A 19,847-nucleotide genomic window follows, 5' to 3' on the forward strand; every position below is an offset into this window, starting at 1 on the left:
GAAACGAATATAACTAAGGTATATTCAGCCAAATTATTAATAAAACATAATACATAAAAGAAAGAGCCAATTCACATGAGTTGGCTCTTTCTTACCTTATAAAACTTCAATAGTTACACTAGCTAGATTTTATTTTTGTAACCCATTAATAATTGTATCTATATTCCATTTCATCATTTTCAAATAAGTATCTCCATCCTCACCTGATTTACCTAGTGAGTCTGTAAAAATTGTACCTGCAATCGGCACGTTTGTTTCTTTTGAAACAGTTTCCATGCTACGTCGATCTACACTTGTTTCCACAAATAAAGCTGGCACTTTGTTTGTTTGAATTACACTTACAACATCTCTAATTTGATCTGGAGTACCTTGATTTTCTGAGTTAATTTCCCAAATGTATCCCGTCTTAATGTCATACGCTTTTCCAAAGTATTTAAAAGCACCTTCACTAGAGATTAAGAAACGTTTTCCCTCATGTATTTGATGAATTCTATTCACTGTCTCATCATGTAACTTTTGAAGTTCCGCTACATACTTGTCAGCATTTTTAGTATAGAACTCTTTATTTTTAGGATCTTCTTTTATTAATGCCTTCTTCACATTTTCAGCGTATATAATACCATTTTTAATATTCATCCATGCATGTGGATCTGGCTCTTTTTCTAATCCTTTTGTTTCTAAATAAATAGCCTCGACACCTTCACTTACTTTATAAACAGGTGCGTCTTTTTCTGATTTATTTGCCGTTTTTAGTAACTTTTTAAACCATGCTCCACCTTCTTCAAGGTTTAACCCATTGTAAAACACCATATCCGCATCTGTCATTTTCATAACATCTTTTGGTAGTGGATCATATTCATGCGGGTTAGCTCCAATCGGAACAAGACTATGAATCTCGACTTTATCCCCGCCAATTTGCTTCACCATATCATATATAATGGAGTATGTAGTTACAACTTTTAATTTCCCATTTTTCTCTTCTTTTCCATTTGTGTTACTAGAACACGCTGTTAATGCAAATACGAAAATACAAAGTATTGAAAGTATAACATTTTTAAATTTCATTTTTATCCTCCAATCAATTATGACAACTCTGCTCTATTTTTTCTAATTTTGATAGCTCTCCAAAACAAACCTTGTGACGGCGAGAAAAAGAATGCCAATGCGAACAAGAATGTTGCAGCAAGAACAATTGTCGCACCTGAAGCAAGATTATAAGAGAAACTAAAGTATAGCCCTACTACAGATGAAAGTGCACCAATGCCTGCAGCTAAATAAATCATGACCCATAAACGATTTGTTAATAAATACGCTGTAGCCGCTGGTGTAATAAGCATCGCGACAACTAGAATAATCCCTACAGTTTGAAGTGAAGCGACTGTAACCATTGTAAGAAGAATCATTAAGCCATAATGAATCCATTTGTTCGGTAATCCGTAACTTTGCGCCATCGTTGGATCAAAAGTGGATACGAGTAATTCTTTGTAAAACAACATTACAAGCCCGATAATGACCACTCCGATAATAAGTGTCATCCACATATCAGAAGAACGAACTGATAGAACATTCCCGAATAAAATATGATACAAATCTGAACTACTCTTCATAAAAGTAATTAAAATAATCCCTACAGCAAATACAGATGTGAACATAATCCCTATCGCCATATCATGTTTGATTCGACTGTTCTGACTTACAAACCCAATTCCAACCGCAGTAATAACACCAGTTAAAACAGCTCCTATAAAATAGTTCATACCAATCATATAGGAAAGCGCTACTCCAGGAAGAACGGCATGTGAAATCGCATCACCCATTAATGCCATACCTCGTAAAATAATAAAACATCCAATGACACCACAAATAATTCCTACCATAACGGAAGTTAATAACGCCTTCTGCAGAAAACTGTACTGCGTTAATGCATCTATAAATTCTACAACCTTCATGATGAATGTACCCCCGCTGCATGATTAAACAATATTCCTTGATTTACATATGCCTTTGACATAACAGTTGGTTCTAATACTTGTCGTACTTCTCCGTAATGAATTAAGCTTTTATTTAGTAATAGTAATTTATCAAAATACGATTCTGCTTTACTTAAATCATGATGAACAACGACAATCGTTTTTCCTTCTTTACGTAACTCCCTAAGAATTTTAATAATGGTTTCTTCACTTGTTACATCTATTCCAACAAACGGTTCATCTAAGAAGAATATTTCCGCCTTTTGCGCTAAAGCTCTCGCCAAAAAGACACGTTGCTGTTGTCCGCCTGAAAGCTCACCAATTTGACGATTTTTAAACTCTTCCATTCCGACTTTCTTTAGACATTCAAATGCCCAATCCCGCTCCCCTTTCTTCGGTCTTTTCATCATCCCTAAAGATGGATATGTTCCAATTAACACGACATCTAAAACTGTAATCGGGAAATCCCAATCTATATCACTTCTTTGTGGTACATATGCGACACTCTTTCTAACGCTTCGAATACCCTCTCCAAGAATTTGAACATATCCCTTATCGTTCGGAATTAAATCTAATACAGCTTTCATTAAAGTAGATTTCCCCGCTCCATTTGGACCAATAATTCCAACGAGTTTTCCTTTTTCAATTTCAAATGAAACATTTTGAACTACTTGATTTCCTTGATAGGATACAAACAAATCTTTGACAATTATAGCCTTATCCATTTTTTGTGTATTCCCCCTTCTTTTTTTCGTTTATGTAATTTTTTTGCCTAAAGGCAACTTTTAAACAAAAAATATAATGTGAATTTAATTCACGAAAAAGTTTCCCTTGGTAAACTTTTTTATATGAGTCAAATTATATAAGCTAGATGCAAATTTGTAAACTAATTCTTACGAATTTATGAATATATAATAAAAATCATTATCATTATGAAACAAAATACATGATCCATTCTATGACCTTTCAAAAAGGATGTTACTGTAAAAAATTAGTAATATAGTATATAAACGAAAGAACCTACTCGTATGAGTTAGCTCTTTCTCTTTTCCGATATCTAATACGCTCTACGGCAAAAATATGATTACGGTTAAATTACTTCCAAATAACACCCCGCCGCTCATATTCCATTCTATATTCAACAGCAGCTGCAATTTTAGAACTTGCGAACTTTTCCGTAATCCAAAGTCCCAAATCAACTCCTGAAGTGACTCCTCTTGCAGTGATAACATCCCCTTGATCTACAATTCTGTAATATAGAATCTCCGCCTCATATTCACTCATTTCATTCTGTGCCAAATGGTGCATCGTCGCTTTTTTACCATTCAATATACCAGAAGCAGCTAGTAGCATACCCCCTGTACAAACTCCAGCAACAATCGTTCCTTCATTGTGCATCTCTCTAATCATTTTGGTCAAAGTACCTATCTCTGCTTGCTTTCGTGCCCCGTGTTCAGCTTTATGATTCCAGCCACCACCAGGTACAATTAACAAATCTGGGCGATTATCCATTCGTAAAAAATCATGTAGTGTAACCGTCACTCCAAAAGAAGTAGTAACCTCTTGTTTTGGTTCACTTGATACGAGTTCAACTGTAAATGGAGCTCCTTCGTCTATCGCTCTTTTCAGTACTTCAAAAGGTGCAAAGGAAACAAGTTCTCCAAAACCGTCAAACAATACAATTTGTATTTTCATTTTTTGAACACCTCATATGGTTTCTTTTTGAATCCCAAATTAGGAGAATACATGTTATGTACAAATTAATAATGAAGATAGTCTTTCTCCTCTTACTCTATAAACTTCCAAATGTTCTTCTAATTCCCTCTCTTCACTTATTACACTTAGCGTTTTCTTCACAAAATTCCAATTCAAACTACCGGATAGCCATAGTAATGAGGACAGTCTTTTATAATCATTTGAAGTTACAATATTACTAGCCTTATACCCTTCTAAAAATGCACTAGCAACACTTGGACTGACTTCATGTGATTGTATTCCTTCTGTTCGAGAATACCACTTTAGTAAAAAGGCTAGCCCCTCAATACGATCGACATATCCAATCGATTCAAAATCTACAATTCCTTTTACCTGTTGACTTGAGTCCCATAAAACATTCAAAGGATTTAAGTCTGTTTGTACAATAAACTCCAAATCACTCGTATGTGCGCATTCTATATGATACTTAGCTAGATCCATATACCCTCGCAATTCCTTGCATGTACCACCTTTATTTTCTAATAGTCTTATAAACTCACCATATCCATCTAAATGAGATTTCTTTTGAAAAGTCGAGCTTTGAAACATACTAGAAATATCATGTATCTTTCTTGCTTCCTTTCCAAAGGCTTTTGCGATAGCTTCTGTACAATGTGTAATATGTTCTCCCTCGATCCAATTAGACAATACAAATCGGTATTGTTCATCATTCCAAGTGACAATCGTAAATGAATCTCCTGCCCTATTCTTGTTCATTTGCATAAAAGGAATTCCGCGCTCGCGTAAATAATACGTATACCGTACTTGCTCTTTCAATTGTTCGTTTGATAACGTCCCAAAGGCCGGATTGATTGTTCGATCGCTATTTATAAACCGTGCGGAATATCGCTTTCCATTCACCATAATTTTATAGTGTACATCTGTATTCCAACTATTATTATGTAATTCTTCTTCAACTACTAATGTATGAATTTCTTTAAAATAATTTATTAATATGTCTTTTATTACGTGTTTCATCCTATTCTCCTTTCATGTAAAAACCCTCGATGATAGGTTTGTAACATACACTTAATTTACTCAAAAGGAAAATAATAACCTACATAATTAAACACATTTATAAAAATCAGTCTTGTTTAATTCAAAAATCATATGTTATTCCCCTTGAAACTGCTCTATTCTAACTTTACCATTATGACAGAATATTCTCTATTCCTTTTAATAGTTGTTTTAAACCAATGAAATATATAATAAAAAAAGAGCCAATCTCCAACACAATAGAAGATTGACTCTTTTCTTTATTTACTCCCCAGTTTCAGAAAATCGCTTTATACGTTCACCAATTTCATCACGAACACGTTGAAATTCAGACCACTCTTTTCCTGCTGGATCATCAAACCCCCAGTGAACACGATTCACATGCGGCGGAGTAGATGGACAAACAGAATCCGCATGACTACAAAGCGTAACAACTAAGTCAGCACTATTTAAAATGTTTGCATCAATTATATCTGATGTTTGATTTGTTATGTCGATATTTACTTCATTCATTGCTTTAATAGCATTTGGATTCACTCCATGTGCTTCAATACCTGCAGAATATACATTCCACTTATCGCCTACATATTGTTTGCCCCATGCTTCTGCCATTTGGCTGCGGCATGAATTTCCTGTGCATAAAAAGTAGATTGTCTTTTTGTTTTCCAAGTTGTTTTCCACCTTTGTTTTTAAGTTGATTGATCATTAAAATATTTACGTTTAAACCAAAAAGCGACATTTACAAGTGCAATCATGACAGGTACTTCGACTAACGGTCCAATGACAGCTGCGAATGCTGCGCCCGAATGAATACCAAACACACCAACCGCTACCGCAATCGCTAATTCGAAGTTATTACTACCTGCTGTAAATGCTAACGTTGTTGTTACTGGATAACTTGCACCAATTTTTCTTCCCATAAAGAAAGAAACGAAAAACATCACGATAAAATAAATGAATAACGGAATTGCTATTCTTACTACATCGAGTGGTACACTCACAATCATTTCCCCTTTTAAAGAGAACATAACGATGATCGTAAATAGTAATGCAAGTAATGTAAGTGGACTAATCTTAGGTATAAACACCTTTTCATACCATAGTCTGCCTTTTAACTTCACGAATACAAATCGTGTCAACATACCTGCTATAAAAGGAATTCCTAAATAGATAAATACTGATTTCGCCACTTCTGCCATTGTAATACTAACGATAGCTCCTTCAATTCCTAACCATTCCGGGATTACTGTTACAAACACGTATGCATAAACGGAGAAAAATAACATTTGGAATACCGAGTTAAAAGCAACTAAACCTGCTGCATATTCTTTATCACCATCAGCTAGATCGTTCCAAACAATTACCATTGCAATGCAGCGAGCTAACCCAATCATAATGAGTCCGACCATATATTCTGGTTTATCAGGAAGAAAAATAATTGCTAAAACAAACATAAGTACCGGCCCAATAATCCAGTTTTGTACTAAAGATAGCACTAACACTTTTACATCTTTAAATACTCGGCCCATTTCCTCATAGCGAACTTTCGCTAATGGTGGATACATCATTACAATTAAACCAACAGCGAGAGGAATAGACGTCGTACCAACTTGTAATGCATTTAGTCCATCTACTACACTAGGGAATACAAACCCTAAACCAATCCCAACAGCCATCGCTAGAAAAATCCATAGTGTTAAATATCGGTCTAGAAATGATAAACGTTTCATTTTATTTTCCATCTCCTATTAACAACAAGAATTTTTAGCTGCCTCATTTGAAGTCGTACAACAAGATGACTCTTCTATTTTGTGAACATTACTATCTGCTTTCGTATAAAAGAACTCCCACTCGTTACCATCAGGATCCGTTACCCAAAACTTATCTTGCACCGCATAACAACAAGTCGTATCCATCTCATCACGCGCAAAGAATCCCTCTTTTTCTAATCTTTCTTTATGTAATGTAATTTCTTCAGCTGTATCCACTTGGAAACCAAAATGATTTACTTGATTTCCCTTCACTTCATCTCGCACGTTCAACGTGAAATTAAGACCTGGGTTTTCTAATAAAAATTTTGCATAATCCGTTTTCACCTTAACTGGTGATACACCGAATACCTTTTCATAAAATTCAATAGAATTCTCTAAATTCGTAACGTTTATACCGACGTGAACATATCTCATACCTTATTCCTCCTCTTTATATATCATTAATCAATTTTTTTTGATTAATAGCTCAAAATTTTAACAACAACTACCTTTTCCTGTTTTTCTAAAGATACAGCACAATTCTTCTGATAATAAATTATTCACTTCCGCGTCATTTAAATCATAATAACTCCACGTACCTTTTGTTTCTTTTACAATTAAACCGGCCTCTAATAAAACCTTCAAGTGATAGGATAACTTAGATTGTGTCATCTCAAAAATCTCTGTTAAATCACATACACAAGTCTGGCCTCGCTGACAAAGTTCATACATAATCTCTAAACGCTTTTGATCCGCCAACGCTTTAAATTTTTTCTCATATAACTGAAAATCCTGTGCCATTGTAGTTCACTCTCCTTTCATCAATTTTTTTTGATGTTTATAGTATATATGCTGTTTAGTTCTTTATGCAACTGATTCATCAATTTTTTTTGATTTATAAAAACCCTCCTCGCATCATATCTTTTTACAACTTAATAGTTAAAATATTTCCGAGGAATGGAGTCTCTATAACTGTTTTAAATTTTAATTTGACCATTATAGAGTAGTGCCCCATCAACATCAAGCTAAGAAAAATAAATACCCCCAAATGAAAAAAATCGATATAACTCTTCGGCAAATAAAGATAACTCTTGTTTTTGGTGCATATTCATAAAAAGCACGTCACCATTTCTCATTAACATAAAAGAATAGTAACGTGCTTTTAATTTCAAAAATAGTCTAAATCCTTAAGTTGATGGTTCTGGGGCGGGACCTCAATAAGAACGGTATCTGAGGTTGTATGAGAGGTGTTAGTTCCATTCCAAAGGCCTCAGCCGACGATTAACTCAAGTACCGATTTCGGATAACCCCCATGTGATGAAGTTCGTGTCCTGCGATGCCGTACGCGAGGGCGCGCGCCGTAATGCTTAGGTTGTTGGCTGTGCCCTTGCGGGTCCACGCCTCCGCCGGTAGCCCGCGCAGCAATGTGATCGTTGATTGCCGTACGGCCCGGTAGTCTTCGGCCAATTGCGCGGTTGTCCAGCTTTCGAAAGGAGGTATGAATAATTCCTGATCGAAACCGGTCAGAGGCGTCTGGTCCCCTCTTGCGAACCGGAGCAGGCGGTAGGTCATGACGCGTTCCGCATCTGCGATGTGGCCCAAGACTTCTTTCAGCGTCCATTTTCCTTCCGCATACCGATACGCGGCCAGGCTTTCGGTCAACGATGCCAGGAACTCGGTCATTTGCTTTTCCTGGGCGAGCAGAATGTCGATGATGTTACCGTCCGGCACCAAACGGATATATTCGCCAGAGCTCCCGGCGTATTCTTCTTCTGACGGTCTTTGATCCATGCGTAGTCACCTCTTTATGGAGATATAGAAAATTATAGCACTCGTCTATGTCTAATAAATTCACGAAATGATAGAACTTTCCTTCTAATAATTGAGGATAAAACAACTATTTAGTTGGTCGGTCGCCACACTATCCTGATTCATTAGCACAATAAGCAATGCTAACCAATCATGCATAAAAATTATCTGTTATACAATATTTCGAAGGTATTAATATATAAAGGGAACACCTTCTTTTTTTAATTTAAAGATGAATTTTCAATTATATTTTGAAATGAACCGGAGTAAAACACACTAATCTAACTACTTTTTTTACACAAGATTTTATGCAAAAAAGAATAGCGAAGATCCCTAAAATCCCCGCTATATCAACGATGTATAAAATTTTGTATAAGTGATAGATAGACATATAGACAAAAAATTTAGTAAACACAAGGATTCTATGAAAAACTTGCTACCGATAATGAGACATTATGTTAATCTCACATGTATAGAATATACAACCAAAACCAAACAACATATCATTTCTCTTAAATGGTAAAATAGGAAAAAAAAAGGGGGTGAAAAACTAATGGAAGACTCTATGTTTGCGTTTCGAGTTGTTTTCAATGCACTAACATCATTCTTTTCCAACGGGGTCTGGGTCGTTTTGTTCTTCTTCTTGTTAAATAAAACGTATGAAAACAAAACTTTCAGAACAGCATCGAGTATTATTACTGTTGTTGTCTTAGTATTTTATTTGTTTTATTGCATTCGGAATAGCATGTAATGCCTTTCTTTGAATAAGAGAGGTTTACTTTACTTCCAATAACGAGAATTATGTAAATAAGCTGTCCATGTGGACAGCTTATTGTTTTTTTGCTTAGCGTGCAAAATTCGCGTCTTGTTGGCGGTACCCCATTGCCTTCAACCTAAGCTTTTGAGATACCCCCATACCGAATTTTTCACCTTTTTACAGTTATTTATGAGAATTCAGCTCATTTTTTCGTTTTGGGGAACAATCAATTTCTTAAGTTGATGGGTATGTGATAATACTGCCATTTGAACAAATTTTCCTTTTCCATACCGATCACACATCTTTTGTAGAGTAATAGTATCAGCATATCCCAGTTTAAGAGGTTACTTACAAAATATTTAGAATTTTTTTGCGAGAATCCTCCGAAATGTAATACGGACTTTAAATGTTTTCATTTATAATTCTCTATTTGTCTATACTTTTCATATCGCTGTTGTATAAGCTCTTCCGAGGATAATAGTATCAATTTTTTTAGAGATGATTCGATTACAGATTCAATCATTTTTGCCTGTGATTTTATATCATTTTGTGCTCCACCTTTAATCTCAGGAATGATTTCATTAATAATTCCTAAATGTTTTAAATCTTTTGCTGAAATTTTCATATGTTCAGCAGCTTCCGGAGCATACTTAGCGTCCTTCCATAGGATAGATGCTGCTCCTTCTGGCGAAATTACCGAGTACCATGAATACTCTAACATATGGATATGGTTACCGACACTAATGCCAAGAGCTCCACCACTTGATGCCTCTCCAATTACAATACAAACAATTGGCACTTTAAGTGTAGTCATTTCAAATAGATTTCGAGCTATCGCTTCAGAAATCCCACGTTCTTCAGACCCTATCCCTGGATAGGCGCCTATTGTATCAATAAATGTAATAATAGGGCGATTAAATTTATCAGCTTGTTTCATAAGTCTTAGCGCTTTTCTATAACCTTCTGGATGTGCCATTCCAAAATTTCTTTCTATACTTTCCTTTGTATTTCTACCTCTTTGATGACCAATAACTGTAACGGGCATTCCTTTAAATTTTGCAATACCACCTTTCATTGCTTTATCATCACCATATAATCGATCACCATGAAGTTCGAGAAAGTTTGTAAACAATAAAGGTATATAGTCCAATGTCGTAGGTCGGTTACGTAGCCTTGCAATTTGAACTCGTTGAAAAGGTGTAATATTAGAATAAATTTTATCTTGCATTTTATTTAAACGTTTTTCTAATTCATGAATTTCTGACGATAAATCTACATTATTTTCTTTCATAATTTTCTTTAATTCATCAAATTTCTCTTTTAATTCAATAATAGGCCGTTCAAAATGCAAACTCATTTTATCCTCCAAATGTTATGACTTACCTCACTCTAATCAAAAGGCTTAGAAATAGAATCAATAAATAATTCAAAACCATCCACAACTATTTTTTGTTCTGATTCTGATAAATTATTGAGAATACTTTGATAAAACGTAATGGATTGCTCTCTTAAGTAATTAACAGTTATGTGACCTTTTTCTGTGAGGTGCAAAAAAAGTTCTCTTCTATTTTTTTCATTTACTTCACGATAAATAAGCCCCTTTTTTACTAACTTATCTACCAATCTACTTACAGTTGAAGTCTCTAATCTAAGTTTATTGGATAGTTGCCAAACAGTTAGTTTTTCCACCTCTAGTTCCTCTAACGCCATCATTTGAGAAGTTGGTAAAGGTTTTTCAAATGGTCCATTGGGCAAATTTTGAGATTCAAAAACCCCAGTTATTATAATCATTTTCTTAATATCTGTTCTTAGTTTTAAGGCATCTTCTCTTTTCAAAAAGGTCACCCTCCTACAACTAATGTATCATACATCAATTGTATTATACATGAATATGATTTTTTCACAAGCTTAACGTAAGCCAATATTACAACATGGACGAGATATTTCTTCTTGTTAAAATGGTATAAGTGGATTGTTTTCTACAAATGGCAGAACATCAATTATGTATCAGGGGTCTTTATGAGGTACCGCTCATCGAAATCAAGCTAACAAAATTTCGTTTTTGTGGGGAATTCTAAATCCTTAAGTTGATGGATGTGTGGCGGTACCCCATATAAAGAAATTTTAAACATCTTAATCTGCCTTTCCTTTATGTAAATATAGAAACAACGAAATCACCCCAAGGATAGCTAAACAAGCTCCAATCCATAGCGGAGATACAAAACCATATCCTTTACTGATCCCAAGACCACCTAATGACGAACCAATAAAAATACCTAGCGTAATAAAAGAACTATGAACGGTATTTATCATTATTCCATTACTAGCTGATTTCATCACCCTCGCAACCATAGCTGAATTCAATGCTACACCAGCTAAACCAATAAAAATCGTAGAAATAACTGCAATGTATTTATTCTCTGCACTTAAAGCAAATAAAGACAACGCTATGATTAATATAATTAATCCACCCATAAGTATTTTCATTGTAAATTTATCAGCGAACTTGCCCATTATTATATTCCCAATTACCGTCGCGCTACCATAGAGAGCAAGTAAATATGGAATGCTTGTGCTTGAAAATCCTGTAACATTTGTAAAGGTTGGAGTGAAATAACTAAATGCTGCAAACGTACCACCAATAATGAACATACTTGTTACGTACGCTGCCCAAAGATGAATATTCTTAAATCGCAGAAGTTCGTCTTTCCAATTTAATTGCTCTTTATTTGAAGATGATGGTAACAACCGTTAAACCATAATCCCTGATACTAGCACAAGAACAGAAACAGCCCCCCTATTCAAGTTTCCTAGCGAAAAAATCACGTTTTAATAGACTTCTTTAACATGCCTACCTTTCTATAAATTACCAGATATGAAACAAGGATCGTTTCATAACTAGTAATTTACTTGATTATCTTGATGGGTATGGAGAATACCCCTATAAACAAAACCCACCAGAAACATCTAAAACCTGCCCTGTTACCCAGCGGCTATCAGGAGAAGCAAGGAATGCTACTGCATCTGCAATATCTTCAACTTGCCCTATTCGTCCGAACACAGATGAATTCGTAGCAAAATTTCGTATTTCTGGATTATCTAGCAATTTCGCATTCATATCTGTCTTCGTATATCCAGGCATAATTGTATTCACTGTTATACCTCTTTCTCCGAGATGTTTAGCTAGAGGAAGTGTCATCGTATTTAGTGCACCTTTACTTAAACCGTATGCAATGGAGCCTGTAAAACCAAGTCGTACTTCAGCTGATGAAATGTTAATAACGCGCCCCTCTGCTCGTAGTAATGGTAATGTTTGCTGAATTAAGAAGAATGGTGCTTTAATATTTACAGACATAATTTCATCAAAAACTTCTTCTGTCGTATTTTCAATCGTTCCTTGTGTACCTATCCCTGCATTGTTTACTAAAATATCAATCTCTGATGTACCAACTCTTATTTGTAATTCATTCTTTAACTGTTCTACTAACTTTTTGACACCATCAATTGAATTGAGATCAGCTTCAATTAAGAATGCCTTTCCTCCATTAGATTCAATCTCACTAATTGTTTCATCTGCAGCTGTTTTATTTCGGCCGTAGTGAATTGCAACTAATGCTCCATCTTTCGCCAATCTCATCGCAATCGCACGGCCAATTCCGCGACTTGCCCCTGTTACTAACGCTACTTTTCCATCAAGATTCTTCATATATTTCTTCCATCCTTCCTAAATTTCCGTTTGATAAAGTGAAACTTTAATCAGTGGGGGTTTTCTTCATCCCTCACTGATTATTAACCCTCACCAATTGGGCTTTTACGGCCAGTTAATCTCTCACCCAACCACTTTGCTCCAGCTGAATTTTGAGGTGGGAGTTTTACTGCCCGTTAATGCGGGGTAAATCCTATACTTATATTTTCATGCAAATACCAATCATTTTAAATATAGATTTATAGGTAATTTAGTTCCTTCACTTATGATATTATAGTTATAAGTTGCAATTTACTTTAGAAAATAAAACAAGGGAGATAGCCCCATGCAAAACGCAGTAAAACTGGATGAAATCGATCATAAAATTATGAACGTGTTATATGAAAATGCGAGAATTTCCGTTTCAGAAATAGGACGAATTATATCCATGACGCAGCCTGCTGTAAAAGAGCGTATTAATAAACTTGAAGATCAAGGAGTTATAGCGGCTTACCGAACGAAATTTGAGCCTTCCAAAATTAATAAAAACATTCAAGCATTCATTATGTTTAAAACGAGCCAATGCTCTGATTTTATCCAATATTGTAATTCCGCTCCTGAAGTAACAGATTTATATCGAATTAGCGGGGAGTTTAATTATATGATGAAGGTCATGAGCGATTCGATGGATTCTCTCGCTACATTTTTAGACTCTTTAATGCAGTTTGGCTTATCATCTCCTTTAATTGTATTAAAGAGTGAGTTTGAGGAGAAATTGTCGTTCTGATAAAGGAATACGTAACAGTAAAAGTTTCTCTTTCTTGAAAAAAACCAACAAAATCAATGATTAGTAAATAAAAAAGAACATTGATATTTCAATGTTCTTTTTTATATCTCTACTTATTAATTAGATTGCTCTTCGAAAAGAGCACCTTAATCCCCTTATCCCTGATTCCTCTGTTCCTCTCTAAACTCCTCCTTCACCTTCTCTAACAACCCTTCTTCCGTAATTAATCGATACGCTGTATTCGCTAATGCTTTTGCGGATGTAATTAATGCTTTGTCTCCTAGTTCTGAACATGCTGCTTCTCTAAATTCATTCGTATGTGCAATTAAGTCGTCTGGGCCGATTTTAATGTACGGGTGAATGGTCGGCACGACTTGACTTACGTTCCCTGCGTCTGTTGAACCAATGCCAAATCTTTCTTTACGGTTTACATCTTCACCTTGTAATTCTAGTTCTTCAGCTACAACGTCATTAAATGTTTTTGTTACGAGTAGTTCATCGATTTCATTTTGGAATTGATGAATTTTCACTTTCGTACCTGTTGCTAATGCTGCTCCCTCTGCGATGTTTCTTACTTTCTCTGTTACTTCCGCACATCTTTTTCTCGTTGCTGCACGGATGAAGAATCTTGCTGCGGCGTAGTCAGGAATAATATTAGGTGCTTTTCCGCCTTCTGTAATAACACCATGAATCTTCACATCTGACGGAAGTTGTTGGCGAAGTGCGTTAATACTGTTGTACAGCTGAATCACCGCATCTAATGCGTTAATTCCTTCTTCAGGTGAAGCTGCAGCATGAGCTGTCTTTCCGTAAAAATGAAAATCAAGTGGATCGACTGCAAGTGAAGGACTCGTTGTCGCTGTTTTTCCGCTCGGATGAATCATAAGCGCCGCATCAACATCTTTAAATAAACCTGCTTTTACATAACTCGATTTCGCGCTACCGTTTGGCCCGCCTTCTTCTGCTGGTGTTCCGAACACGACAACTTCTCCGCCAATTTCTTCAAGCGTTTCTGATAATGCGATTGCTGCCGCGACACTAATTGTGCCAATTAAATTATGACCACACGCATGACCTAGTCCTGGCAGAGCATCATACTCAGCTAAAAATGCGATAACTGGCCCTTGTTTTCCTGAACTTTTCCGCGCGATAAAACCTGTTTCATGCCCCGCTATATTGTGCTGTAACTGAAATCCTGCACTACCTAGTAATAAACTTAACGTTCTTGATGCGTAAAACTCTTGATTACCAATCTCCGGATTCACATGAATATTATGACTTGTTTCTATGTACTTTTCCTTATTTCTTTCGATACTCTCTTCAATTGTTTTTCTTTGTGACGTTACTCCTGTCGCTCCCATTTTTCTTCCCCCTTTTATTTTCACGTAAAAAAGCCTCTTTCTAAAAGATAGAAAGAGGCTTCTGTATATACAGTCAAAATGAGCTTCTTTCTTATCTTTCAAGTTACCTTGCTGGAATTGGCACAGTATTCATATAGAATCCGCTGCCGAGGTATCGTAGGGCCAGTCCCTCCACCTCTCGTGATAAGAATTTTCATAAAATTATATTAAATTATTTTTTATTCTAAGTTTATTCCGACTAAAAGTCAAGGAATTCCTATCCGAATTTACCGAATATCTAAAAACCCTTTTAATACACCGATTGTTTCCGGTGCTTGTAGTCTTGCACATATGTACGGAAATTCCGTACTACCTTCAAACATCATTTGAGATGTAAGGGGTGCCCCTGCCCAAAAGATTTCATCATCAATTACGATAAACGGGAACGCTTTATTTTGCCTTTGTAACTTTACATTTTTCAGTGGAACTGGTCCATCACTATAAACTGTTACTTGGGCAGTTGTACGCATTAACGCTTGCCATACTCGTTTATCCACTTGTCTTGTACTTGGAAGTGAAATGATAATTTTTCGTTTTGCGGCTACAATATCTTTTAATAACCCTTTTGGCTCTTCAAGATTCATTTCCATAAACCAGCGTAAACGTTTCGAAATTTTTCGTTCCCACAATTGTCTTGATGTCGTGCGATCATACACATCTCCGTGACGTTCTATATGAGCTGTTAATTGTGACAAAGCTTGTTTTCTCGAAAGGTTTTTACGCATATAATGGCAATCTGATAATTGAATGAACTTCCCTCTCGCTCTCGTTACTGCTACATTGATGAGGCGATGGTTTTTATGATCAAAGAATAACACGCCAGGTCGTTCTTGCGGATAACTATCAACCGTATCAAATATCATCATATCTCGTTCAGAACCTTGAAACTTATGAACTGTTGCCGCTAATACTGGTATGTTTTGATATTTCGTTCTCTGCAACATTTCTCTAATACACGTTGATAAAAAGCGAGACTGCGCCCTATAAGGCGTAACAACCCCAATTGATTGAACACCGTCTAACAGTCCGATTAACATCATTTGCATCGCCACTAAACCAGACATAATGTTAAAACGAGAACCTGAAGCAGCGTCTTTTAACGAAAAGGCGCCCATTAAGCTCGTATCAAATAAAACACTCGCCTCATTTGCGAATGGTTGCAATTGCGCAAGTTCTTTACGTTCTGAAACAGACGGATGATCATATACTCTATTTTTATAAATAAATGAATTTGTAAACTTAGATATATCCGCATGCATACGTCTTTGTTCCTGCAACATAAAGAGATTCGGATGTGCTTCTGATTTATTGACAGACTCAACAATCCCGGCATGGTAAAACATATCTTCCCCAAGCCATTTTCGAACGAGTTCATGGTTCGCCATCGCAATTGGAGGTAATTGTAAAAAGTCACCACATACGACGATGCGTTTCCCAAGAGAAGCAGCTAATGCGATTTGTGGAACATATGCCATACTCACTTCATCTACGACAACTAAATCAAATGTGCGCTCATAAATAAGCGCATCAATTGCACATTTCGATAAAGTCGCACCGATTACTTTCGCATTTTCAATGTATTCTTTTTCTACTTCTTTAATTTTCGCTTTTTGCTTTCGAAGATCACTTTCAATCTCTTGTATACGCTTCTTATCAGCAGAAGTCGCTTTATATGATAAAATCTTTTCACGAAGATCTTGTCGTGTTTCCTCTAAATAGAGTCTTTCTTCTCCCCATGATCCGTTCGTCGTTTCAACTAACTTCGACGCAAGCAACGTTTCATGATTTCGTATATGTTCATGTTGACTATAACCGTAACGAACAATTTCGCCAGGCGTCCATTTCTTTTTCTTCTCAATTTGCTTCGTTACTTCACTCATTAATACGTCCACTGCTGCGTTACTATGAGCTAACACAAGTACCGATTTTCCTTTTTGATAATGAGCCGAAATAATACGTGATAAATTGTAAGACTTCCCTGTGCCCGGAGGTCCCCATACGTACGTTGTCGGATTGTAAAATGAACGATATGCCAATTCATTTTTCGGATTTTTCATCTTCTCAATATGCTTCGGACTGCTCGTCCCATCAACAAGACGCTTTATACGATTACGTTTCAGCTTATCTTTATGTGCCTCTTTCAATCGCTCTTGTAGTTGCTCTAACAATTGCCACGGTTCACTGTATAAAATAGCTTCTCGTATTTCACCTTGTATATAATCGTTTAATTTCAGTTCTATTTCTAATCCGTGTACAGATAATACTTCCCCTGTCGCTTCCTCACCATCAAATTCAATTCGAATTGGTGAACCTTCAGGTAAGCTTACTTCCGAAATAAGCTGAAATACGTATACTGTACTTTCATAATCTGTATATAAAAAACGACCGTTTATGATAGAAATTTTACTACCACCTATCGTTTTCCAATGTTTAATTTCATACGCTAATGCATAATGCCACTCTTTCATCGTTGCCGATAATGAAGGAGTTTGAGTAGGTGTATTCATCGTATAATCTCCTTCCGTCTCCCCAAACATACTTTCTCACTATACCATATAACACGCTAAAATTTGTAAGGTTTTTATCTTGCTTATTTTCTTAATTTTCAATAATATATTGTATATAATTTTCAGAAAGAAGGAATCTACATGCCAGTTAGAAGAATCGAACACGTTGGACTGATGGTTGCAAACTTAGAAACATCTATTTCATTTTATGAAGAAGTAGTCGGCTTACAGCTCATTAAACGTATGGGGCACCCGAATCCAGACTTACAACTCGCTTTTTTAGGTGTAGAAGAATCGAAGGAAACGATACTGGAACTCATTGAAGGTTACAACTCTTCTCTTCCGGCAGAAGGAAAAATACATCATATTTGCTTTAAAGTGGATTCATTAGAAGAGGAAATCGAAAGACTAAAGAAACACGAAATAACTTTTTTACTGGGAGAAGAAATTGAAATATTACCAGATGGAACACGTTACATATTCTTCGCTGGTCCTGATGGAGAATGGATTGAGTTTTTTGAAACGGAGAGATAAAGTGAAACTTTAATCCGTGAGGGTTTTCTTCATCCCCCACTGATTATTAGCCCTCACCAATCGGGCATTTACAGGCAGTTGATCCCCCACCTAACTTCTTTTCTTTCGCTGAATTTTGAAGTGGGGTCTTACTGCCCGGCAAATAGCAGGGTAAAGTGAAGCTTTAATCAACCCACAAATAGCAGGATAATAACTTTATAATCCACATAAGGAGTAGAAACTGATGAATACAGTTTTTATTATCGTTTTTTGGGTACTTATACTATTTCCACTTCTTTATATAATCCTGATAAAGAAGTGGAATATAAAAGTAGCTGCTTTATTTGTTGGAAGAATTCTATTAAGCATTATCTATTTCATAAATGGAATAGTGTTAGGAATGCAACGAAATTGGTCAGAGCCTCCCTATGAAACAGAATGGGATTTCTTTATAAAGTCTTTGCAACACTGGAAAACTGACGCACTTATAGAAGTATTACTTCTAATTATTATCATTACTTTAGATTTAGCAGTTATATTTTATTATAGAAATAAAAAGAAATAGGATATTCTCTCCTATTTCTTTTCTTAATGGGATGCTACCCTATTATGTAAATATGCTATCTATTAGGCGTTTCAAACCTTTTGCCATACCTTTAAATGCCCATAACAGTTTAAGGAAAACTTTGAAAATAGAATCCCATATGACTTCGCTAAAAATAAAGTCTAAAGATTTTCGTAAACAGTCTTTAGGGGATTTACACTTACTCCATCCTTGTTTCAACATACCCCCCTCCTTTCTTATTTAAATCAAATGTTATTTTATTGATTTTTCCTAAACAATTCTCTAAATAAAAATACTAATCCAATTAAAGTTAAAACAGTAATAATAGTTCCTGGAATTCCAAAACCATTTAACATATTAAATCTCTTTTTTCAGCTTGGATTTACTGTGAAAATACTATTTGAATGTTTAACAATAACTCCACGCCATATAGACCTCTAATATATTATAACGATTTTTCATTATATTCTAAATATACGAATTGGATTTTGTTTTTGAAAATCATTAAATACATTAAGTCCCTACTGCTAATAACGATAATTATGTAAGGAAGCTGTCCATATGGGTAGCTTCCTTTATTTTTTGCTTAGCGTGTTTTTTTCATCTCTTCTTATTAATCTAGGCAGGATAATATTTATAACAATAATATGTAGTAGGTACTCTTAGGTTGATGGCGATGTGGCGGTCTCCCTGGCACTACCACCCCTAATACGGTACAACTTTTTTATAAGCGGTTGTAAGGTTCTACGTTTTTGGCCATTCTGTACATCGATAACGTTGGTTTATTTATTTCACCTGTAATCTGATAGCCTCTCCTCTGATACAATTTAATGGCAAGTTTGTTTTCTTTCTTTACCGTCAGAGAACATTTGGCAAAGCCTTGCAGGGTAGCCTGTTCCTCAGCAAACTCAAGTAGTCTGGTACCTATCCCCAGTCCTCGACTTTCGGGCAATAAAGCGATTGTTCCGATGTGAAACTCGTCCTCTTCTCCCTCCTTCGAGGTAACCATGGAATAAAGCATTTTGATATTCAGAATGTTATAAAAAACAAAACCCAACTTGCGGAATGAAAGCAGCTGTTTAAAAGTGGGCCAGGCAAGACGATTTAAAACGGGGATGGGATAGCAAGTAATCATCCCTAAAGTTTTCCCGTCCATTTGAGCTTCATAAGCGTATTGATGACTAAAACGGTTGTTCTCCTGCCGCCATAGCTTACAAAATGTCTCTTCGACTGTGTTCTTCTCCTCAGATCCTGCAAGTGGAAACGCCATGTATTCCAATGCCATTACATTTAGCTTGGCACCGACCATGGATTGATGATCAGCCTTTACAATAGAGATTTGATTCATCCGC

Annotated in this window: 21 protein-coding genes, 1 pseudogene and 1 riboswitch; of the genes and pseudogenes, 4 read left to right on the forward strand and 18 right to left on the reverse strand. The window is 35.8% G+C overall.

The annotated features are described in order from the left end of the window. Nucleotides 1-129 precede the first annotated feature (129 nt). The 10 genes from mntA to KZZ19_RS15325 form a co-directional block, all read right to left on the reverse strand. Nucleotides 130-1,065, reverse strand: coding sequence for a manganese ABC transporter substrate-binding protein/adhesin MntA (mntA, locus tag KZZ19_RS15280; protein ID WP_237982210.1), 936 nt, complete (start codon nt 1,063-1,065; stop codon nt 130-132). Between the two features lie 17 nt (nt 1,066-1,082). Beyond that, the gene (locus tag KZZ19_RS15285) at nt 1,083-1,949 is read right to left on the reverse strand and encodes a metal ABC transporter permease (protein WP_237982211.1); all 867 of its coding nucleotides are present in this window, start codon (nt 1,947-1,949) and stop codon (nt 1,083-1,085) included. Next, complete coding sequence (locus KZZ19_RS15290; RefSeq protein ID WP_237982212.1) at nt 1,946-2,695, reverse strand: metal ABC transporter ATP-binding protein; 750 nt, start codon at nt 2,693-2,695, stop codon at nt 1,946-1,948. The genes KZZ19_RS15285 and KZZ19_RS15290 overlap by 4 nt, the downstream gene beginning before the upstream one ends. Nucleotides 2,696-3,065: 370 nt before the next feature. Beyond that, nucleotides 3,066-3,665 (reverse strand): DJ-1/PfpI family protein, encoded by a 600-nt coding sequence (locus tag KZZ19_RS15295; protein ID WP_237982213.1) that lies wholly within the window; start codon nt 3,663-3,665, stop codon nt 3,066-3,068. A gap of 54 nt (nt 3,666-3,719) precedes the next feature. Beyond that, complete coding sequence (locus KZZ19_RS15300) at nt 3,720-4,703, reverse strand: phosphotransferase (RefSeq protein WP_237982214.1); 984 nt, start codon at nt 4,701-4,703, stop codon at nt 3,720-3,722. A gap of 282 nt (nt 4,704-4,985) precedes the next feature. Further along, complete coding sequence (gene arsC, locus KZZ19_RS15305; RefSeq protein ID WP_098585829.1) at nt 4,986-5,390, reverse strand: arsenate reductase (thioredoxin); 405 nt, start codon at nt 5,388-5,390, stop codon at nt 4,986-4,988. 20 nt (nt 5,391-5,410) lie between these two features. Further along, nucleotides 5,411-6,451, reverse strand: a complete 1,041-nt coding sequence (arsB, locus tag KZZ19_RS15310) for an ACR3 family arsenite efflux transporter (protein WP_237982215.1) — start codon at nt 6,449-6,451, stop codon at nt 5,411-5,413. A gap of 18 nt (nt 6,452-6,469) precedes the next feature. Further along, on the reverse strand, nt 6,470-6,907 hold the full coding sequence (locus KZZ19_RS15315) for an ArsI/CadI family heavy metal resistance metalloenzyme (RefSeq protein ID WP_237982216.1): 438 nt from the start codon (nt 6,905-6,907) through the stop codon (nt 6,470-6,472). Between the two features lie 60 nt (nt 6,908-6,967). After that, nucleotides 6,968-7,273, reverse strand: a complete 306-nt coding sequence (gene arsR, locus KZZ19_RS15320) for an arsenical resistance operon transcriptional regulator ArsR (RefSeq protein WP_237982217.1) — start codon at nt 7,271-7,273, stop codon at nt 6,968-6,970. A gap of 480 nt (nt 7,274-7,753) precedes the next feature. Next, complete coding sequence (locus KZZ19_RS15325) at nt 7,754-8,263, reverse strand: DinB family protein (protein ID WP_237982218.1); 510 nt, start codon at nt 8,261-8,263, stop codon at nt 7,754-7,756. Nucleotides 8,264-8,834: 571 nt separating this feature from the next. Between KZZ19_RS15325 and KZZ19_RS31185 the strand changes: the two genes are divergently transcribed. Then, on the forward strand, nt 8,835-9,032 hold the full coding sequence (locus KZZ19_RS31185; RefSeq protein WP_002170404.1) for a hypothetical protein: 198 nt from the start codon (nt 8,835-8,837) through the stop codon (nt 9,030-9,032). A 418-nt stretch (nt 9,033-9,450) separates the two neighbouring features. Here KZZ19_RS31185 and KZZ19_RS15330 read toward each other — a convergent pair whose 3' ends face one another. The 4 genes and pseudogenes from KZZ19_RS15330 to KZZ19_RS15345 all read right to left on the reverse strand — a co-directional run bounded on the left by KZZ19_RS15330 (nt 9,451) and on the right by KZZ19_RS15345 (nt 12,744). Further along, complete coding sequence (locus tag KZZ19_RS15330) at nt 9,451-10,395, reverse strand: acetyl-CoA carboxylase carboxyltransferase subunit alpha (RefSeq protein WP_237982219.1); 945 nt, start codon at nt 10,393-10,395, stop codon at nt 9,451-9,453. A gap of 32 nt (nt 10,396-10,427) precedes the next feature. Further along, nucleotides 10,428-10,874, reverse strand: coding sequence for a MarR family winged helix-turn-helix transcriptional regulator (locus KZZ19_RS15335; protein WP_061689405.1), 447 nt, complete (start codon nt 10,872-10,874; stop codon nt 10,428-10,430). A gap of 297 nt (nt 10,875-11,171) precedes the next feature. Next, nucleotides 11,172-11,834, reverse strand: a pseudogene (locus KZZ19_RS15340) (MFS transporter); the annotation flags it as partial. Nucleotides 11,835-11,979: 145 nt separating this feature from the next. Further along, the gene (locus KZZ19_RS15345) at nt 11,980-12,744 is read right to left on the reverse strand and encodes an SDR family oxidoreductase (protein ID WP_237982220.1); all 765 of its coding nucleotides are present in this window, start codon (nt 12,742-12,744) and stop codon (nt 11,980-11,982) included. Nucleotides 12,745-13,069: 325 nt separating this feature from the next. On the opposite strand from KZZ19_RS15345, the gene KZZ19_RS15350 reads away from it, so the two are divergent. Then, nucleotides 13,070-13,510: an Lrp/AsnC family transcriptional regulator gene (locus tag KZZ19_RS15350; RefSeq protein WP_237982221.1), complete on the forward strand. Its 441-nt coding sequence runs from the start codon at nt 13,070-13,072 to the stop codon at nt 13,508-13,510. Nucleotides 13,511-13,665: 155 nt separating this feature from the next. Here the strand turns inward: KZZ19_RS15350 and KZZ19_RS15355 are convergent, their stop codons facing one another. Together KZZ19_RS15355 and KZZ19_RS15360 are read right to left on the reverse strand one after the other, a co-directional pair. Then, nucleotides 13,666-14,871, reverse strand: a complete 1,206-nt coding sequence (locus tag KZZ19_RS15355; protein WP_237982222.1) for a M20 family metallopeptidase — start codon at nt 14,869-14,871, stop codon at nt 13,666-13,668. An 88-nt stretch (nt 14,872-14,959) separates the two neighbouring features. Beyond that, nucleotides 14,960-15,061: riboswitch (SAM riboswitch) on the reverse strand. A gap of 76 nt (nt 15,062-15,137) precedes the next feature. After that, entirely contained in the window at nt 15,138-17,447 is a 2,310-nt protein-coding gene (locus KZZ19_RS15360; RefSeq protein WP_237982223.1) for an AAA domain-containing protein, read from the reverse strand. A 111-nt stretch (nt 17,448-17,558) separates the two neighbouring features. Here KZZ19_RS15360 and KZZ19_RS15365 point away from each other — a divergent pair, with 111 nt between their 5' ends. After that, nucleotides 17,559-17,951 carry a VOC family protein gene (locus KZZ19_RS15365; protein ID WP_237982224.1) on the forward strand — a complete coding sequence of 131 codons (393 nt, stop codon included), beginning with the start codon at nt 17,559-17,561 and terminating at the stop codon, nt 17,949-17,951. Nucleotides 17,952-18,174: 223 nt separating this feature from the next. Beyond that, nucleotides 18,175-18,495 carry a hypothetical protein gene (locus tag KZZ19_RS15370; RefSeq protein WP_237982225.1) on the forward strand — a complete coding sequence of 107 codons (321 nt, stop codon included), beginning with the start codon at nt 18,175-18,177 and terminating at the stop codon, nt 18,493-18,495. Between the two features lie 42 nt (nt 18,496-18,537). Here KZZ19_RS15370 and KZZ19_RS15375 read toward each other — a convergent pair whose 3' ends face one another. Both KZZ19_RS15375 and KZZ19_RS15380 read right to left on the reverse strand, forming a co-directional pair. Next, nucleotides 18,538-18,717 (reverse strand): hypothetical protein, encoded by a 180-nt coding sequence (locus KZZ19_RS15375; RefSeq protein ID WP_237982226.1) that lies wholly within the window; start codon nt 18,715-18,717, stop codon nt 18,538-18,540. A 502-nt stretch (nt 18,718-19,219) separates the two neighbouring features. Continuing rightward, entirely contained in the window at nt 19,220-19,843 is a 624-nt protein-coding gene (locus KZZ19_RS15380; protein WP_237982227.1) for a GNAT family N-acetyltransferase, read from the reverse strand. Nucleotides 19,844-19,847 lie beyond the last annotated feature (4 nt).

The sequence above is a fragment of the Bacillus thuringiensis genome, assembly GCF_022095615.2.
Taxonomy (GTDB): Bacteria; Bacillota; Bacilli; order Bacillales; family Bacillaceae_G; genus Bacillus_A; species Bacillus_A cereus_AG.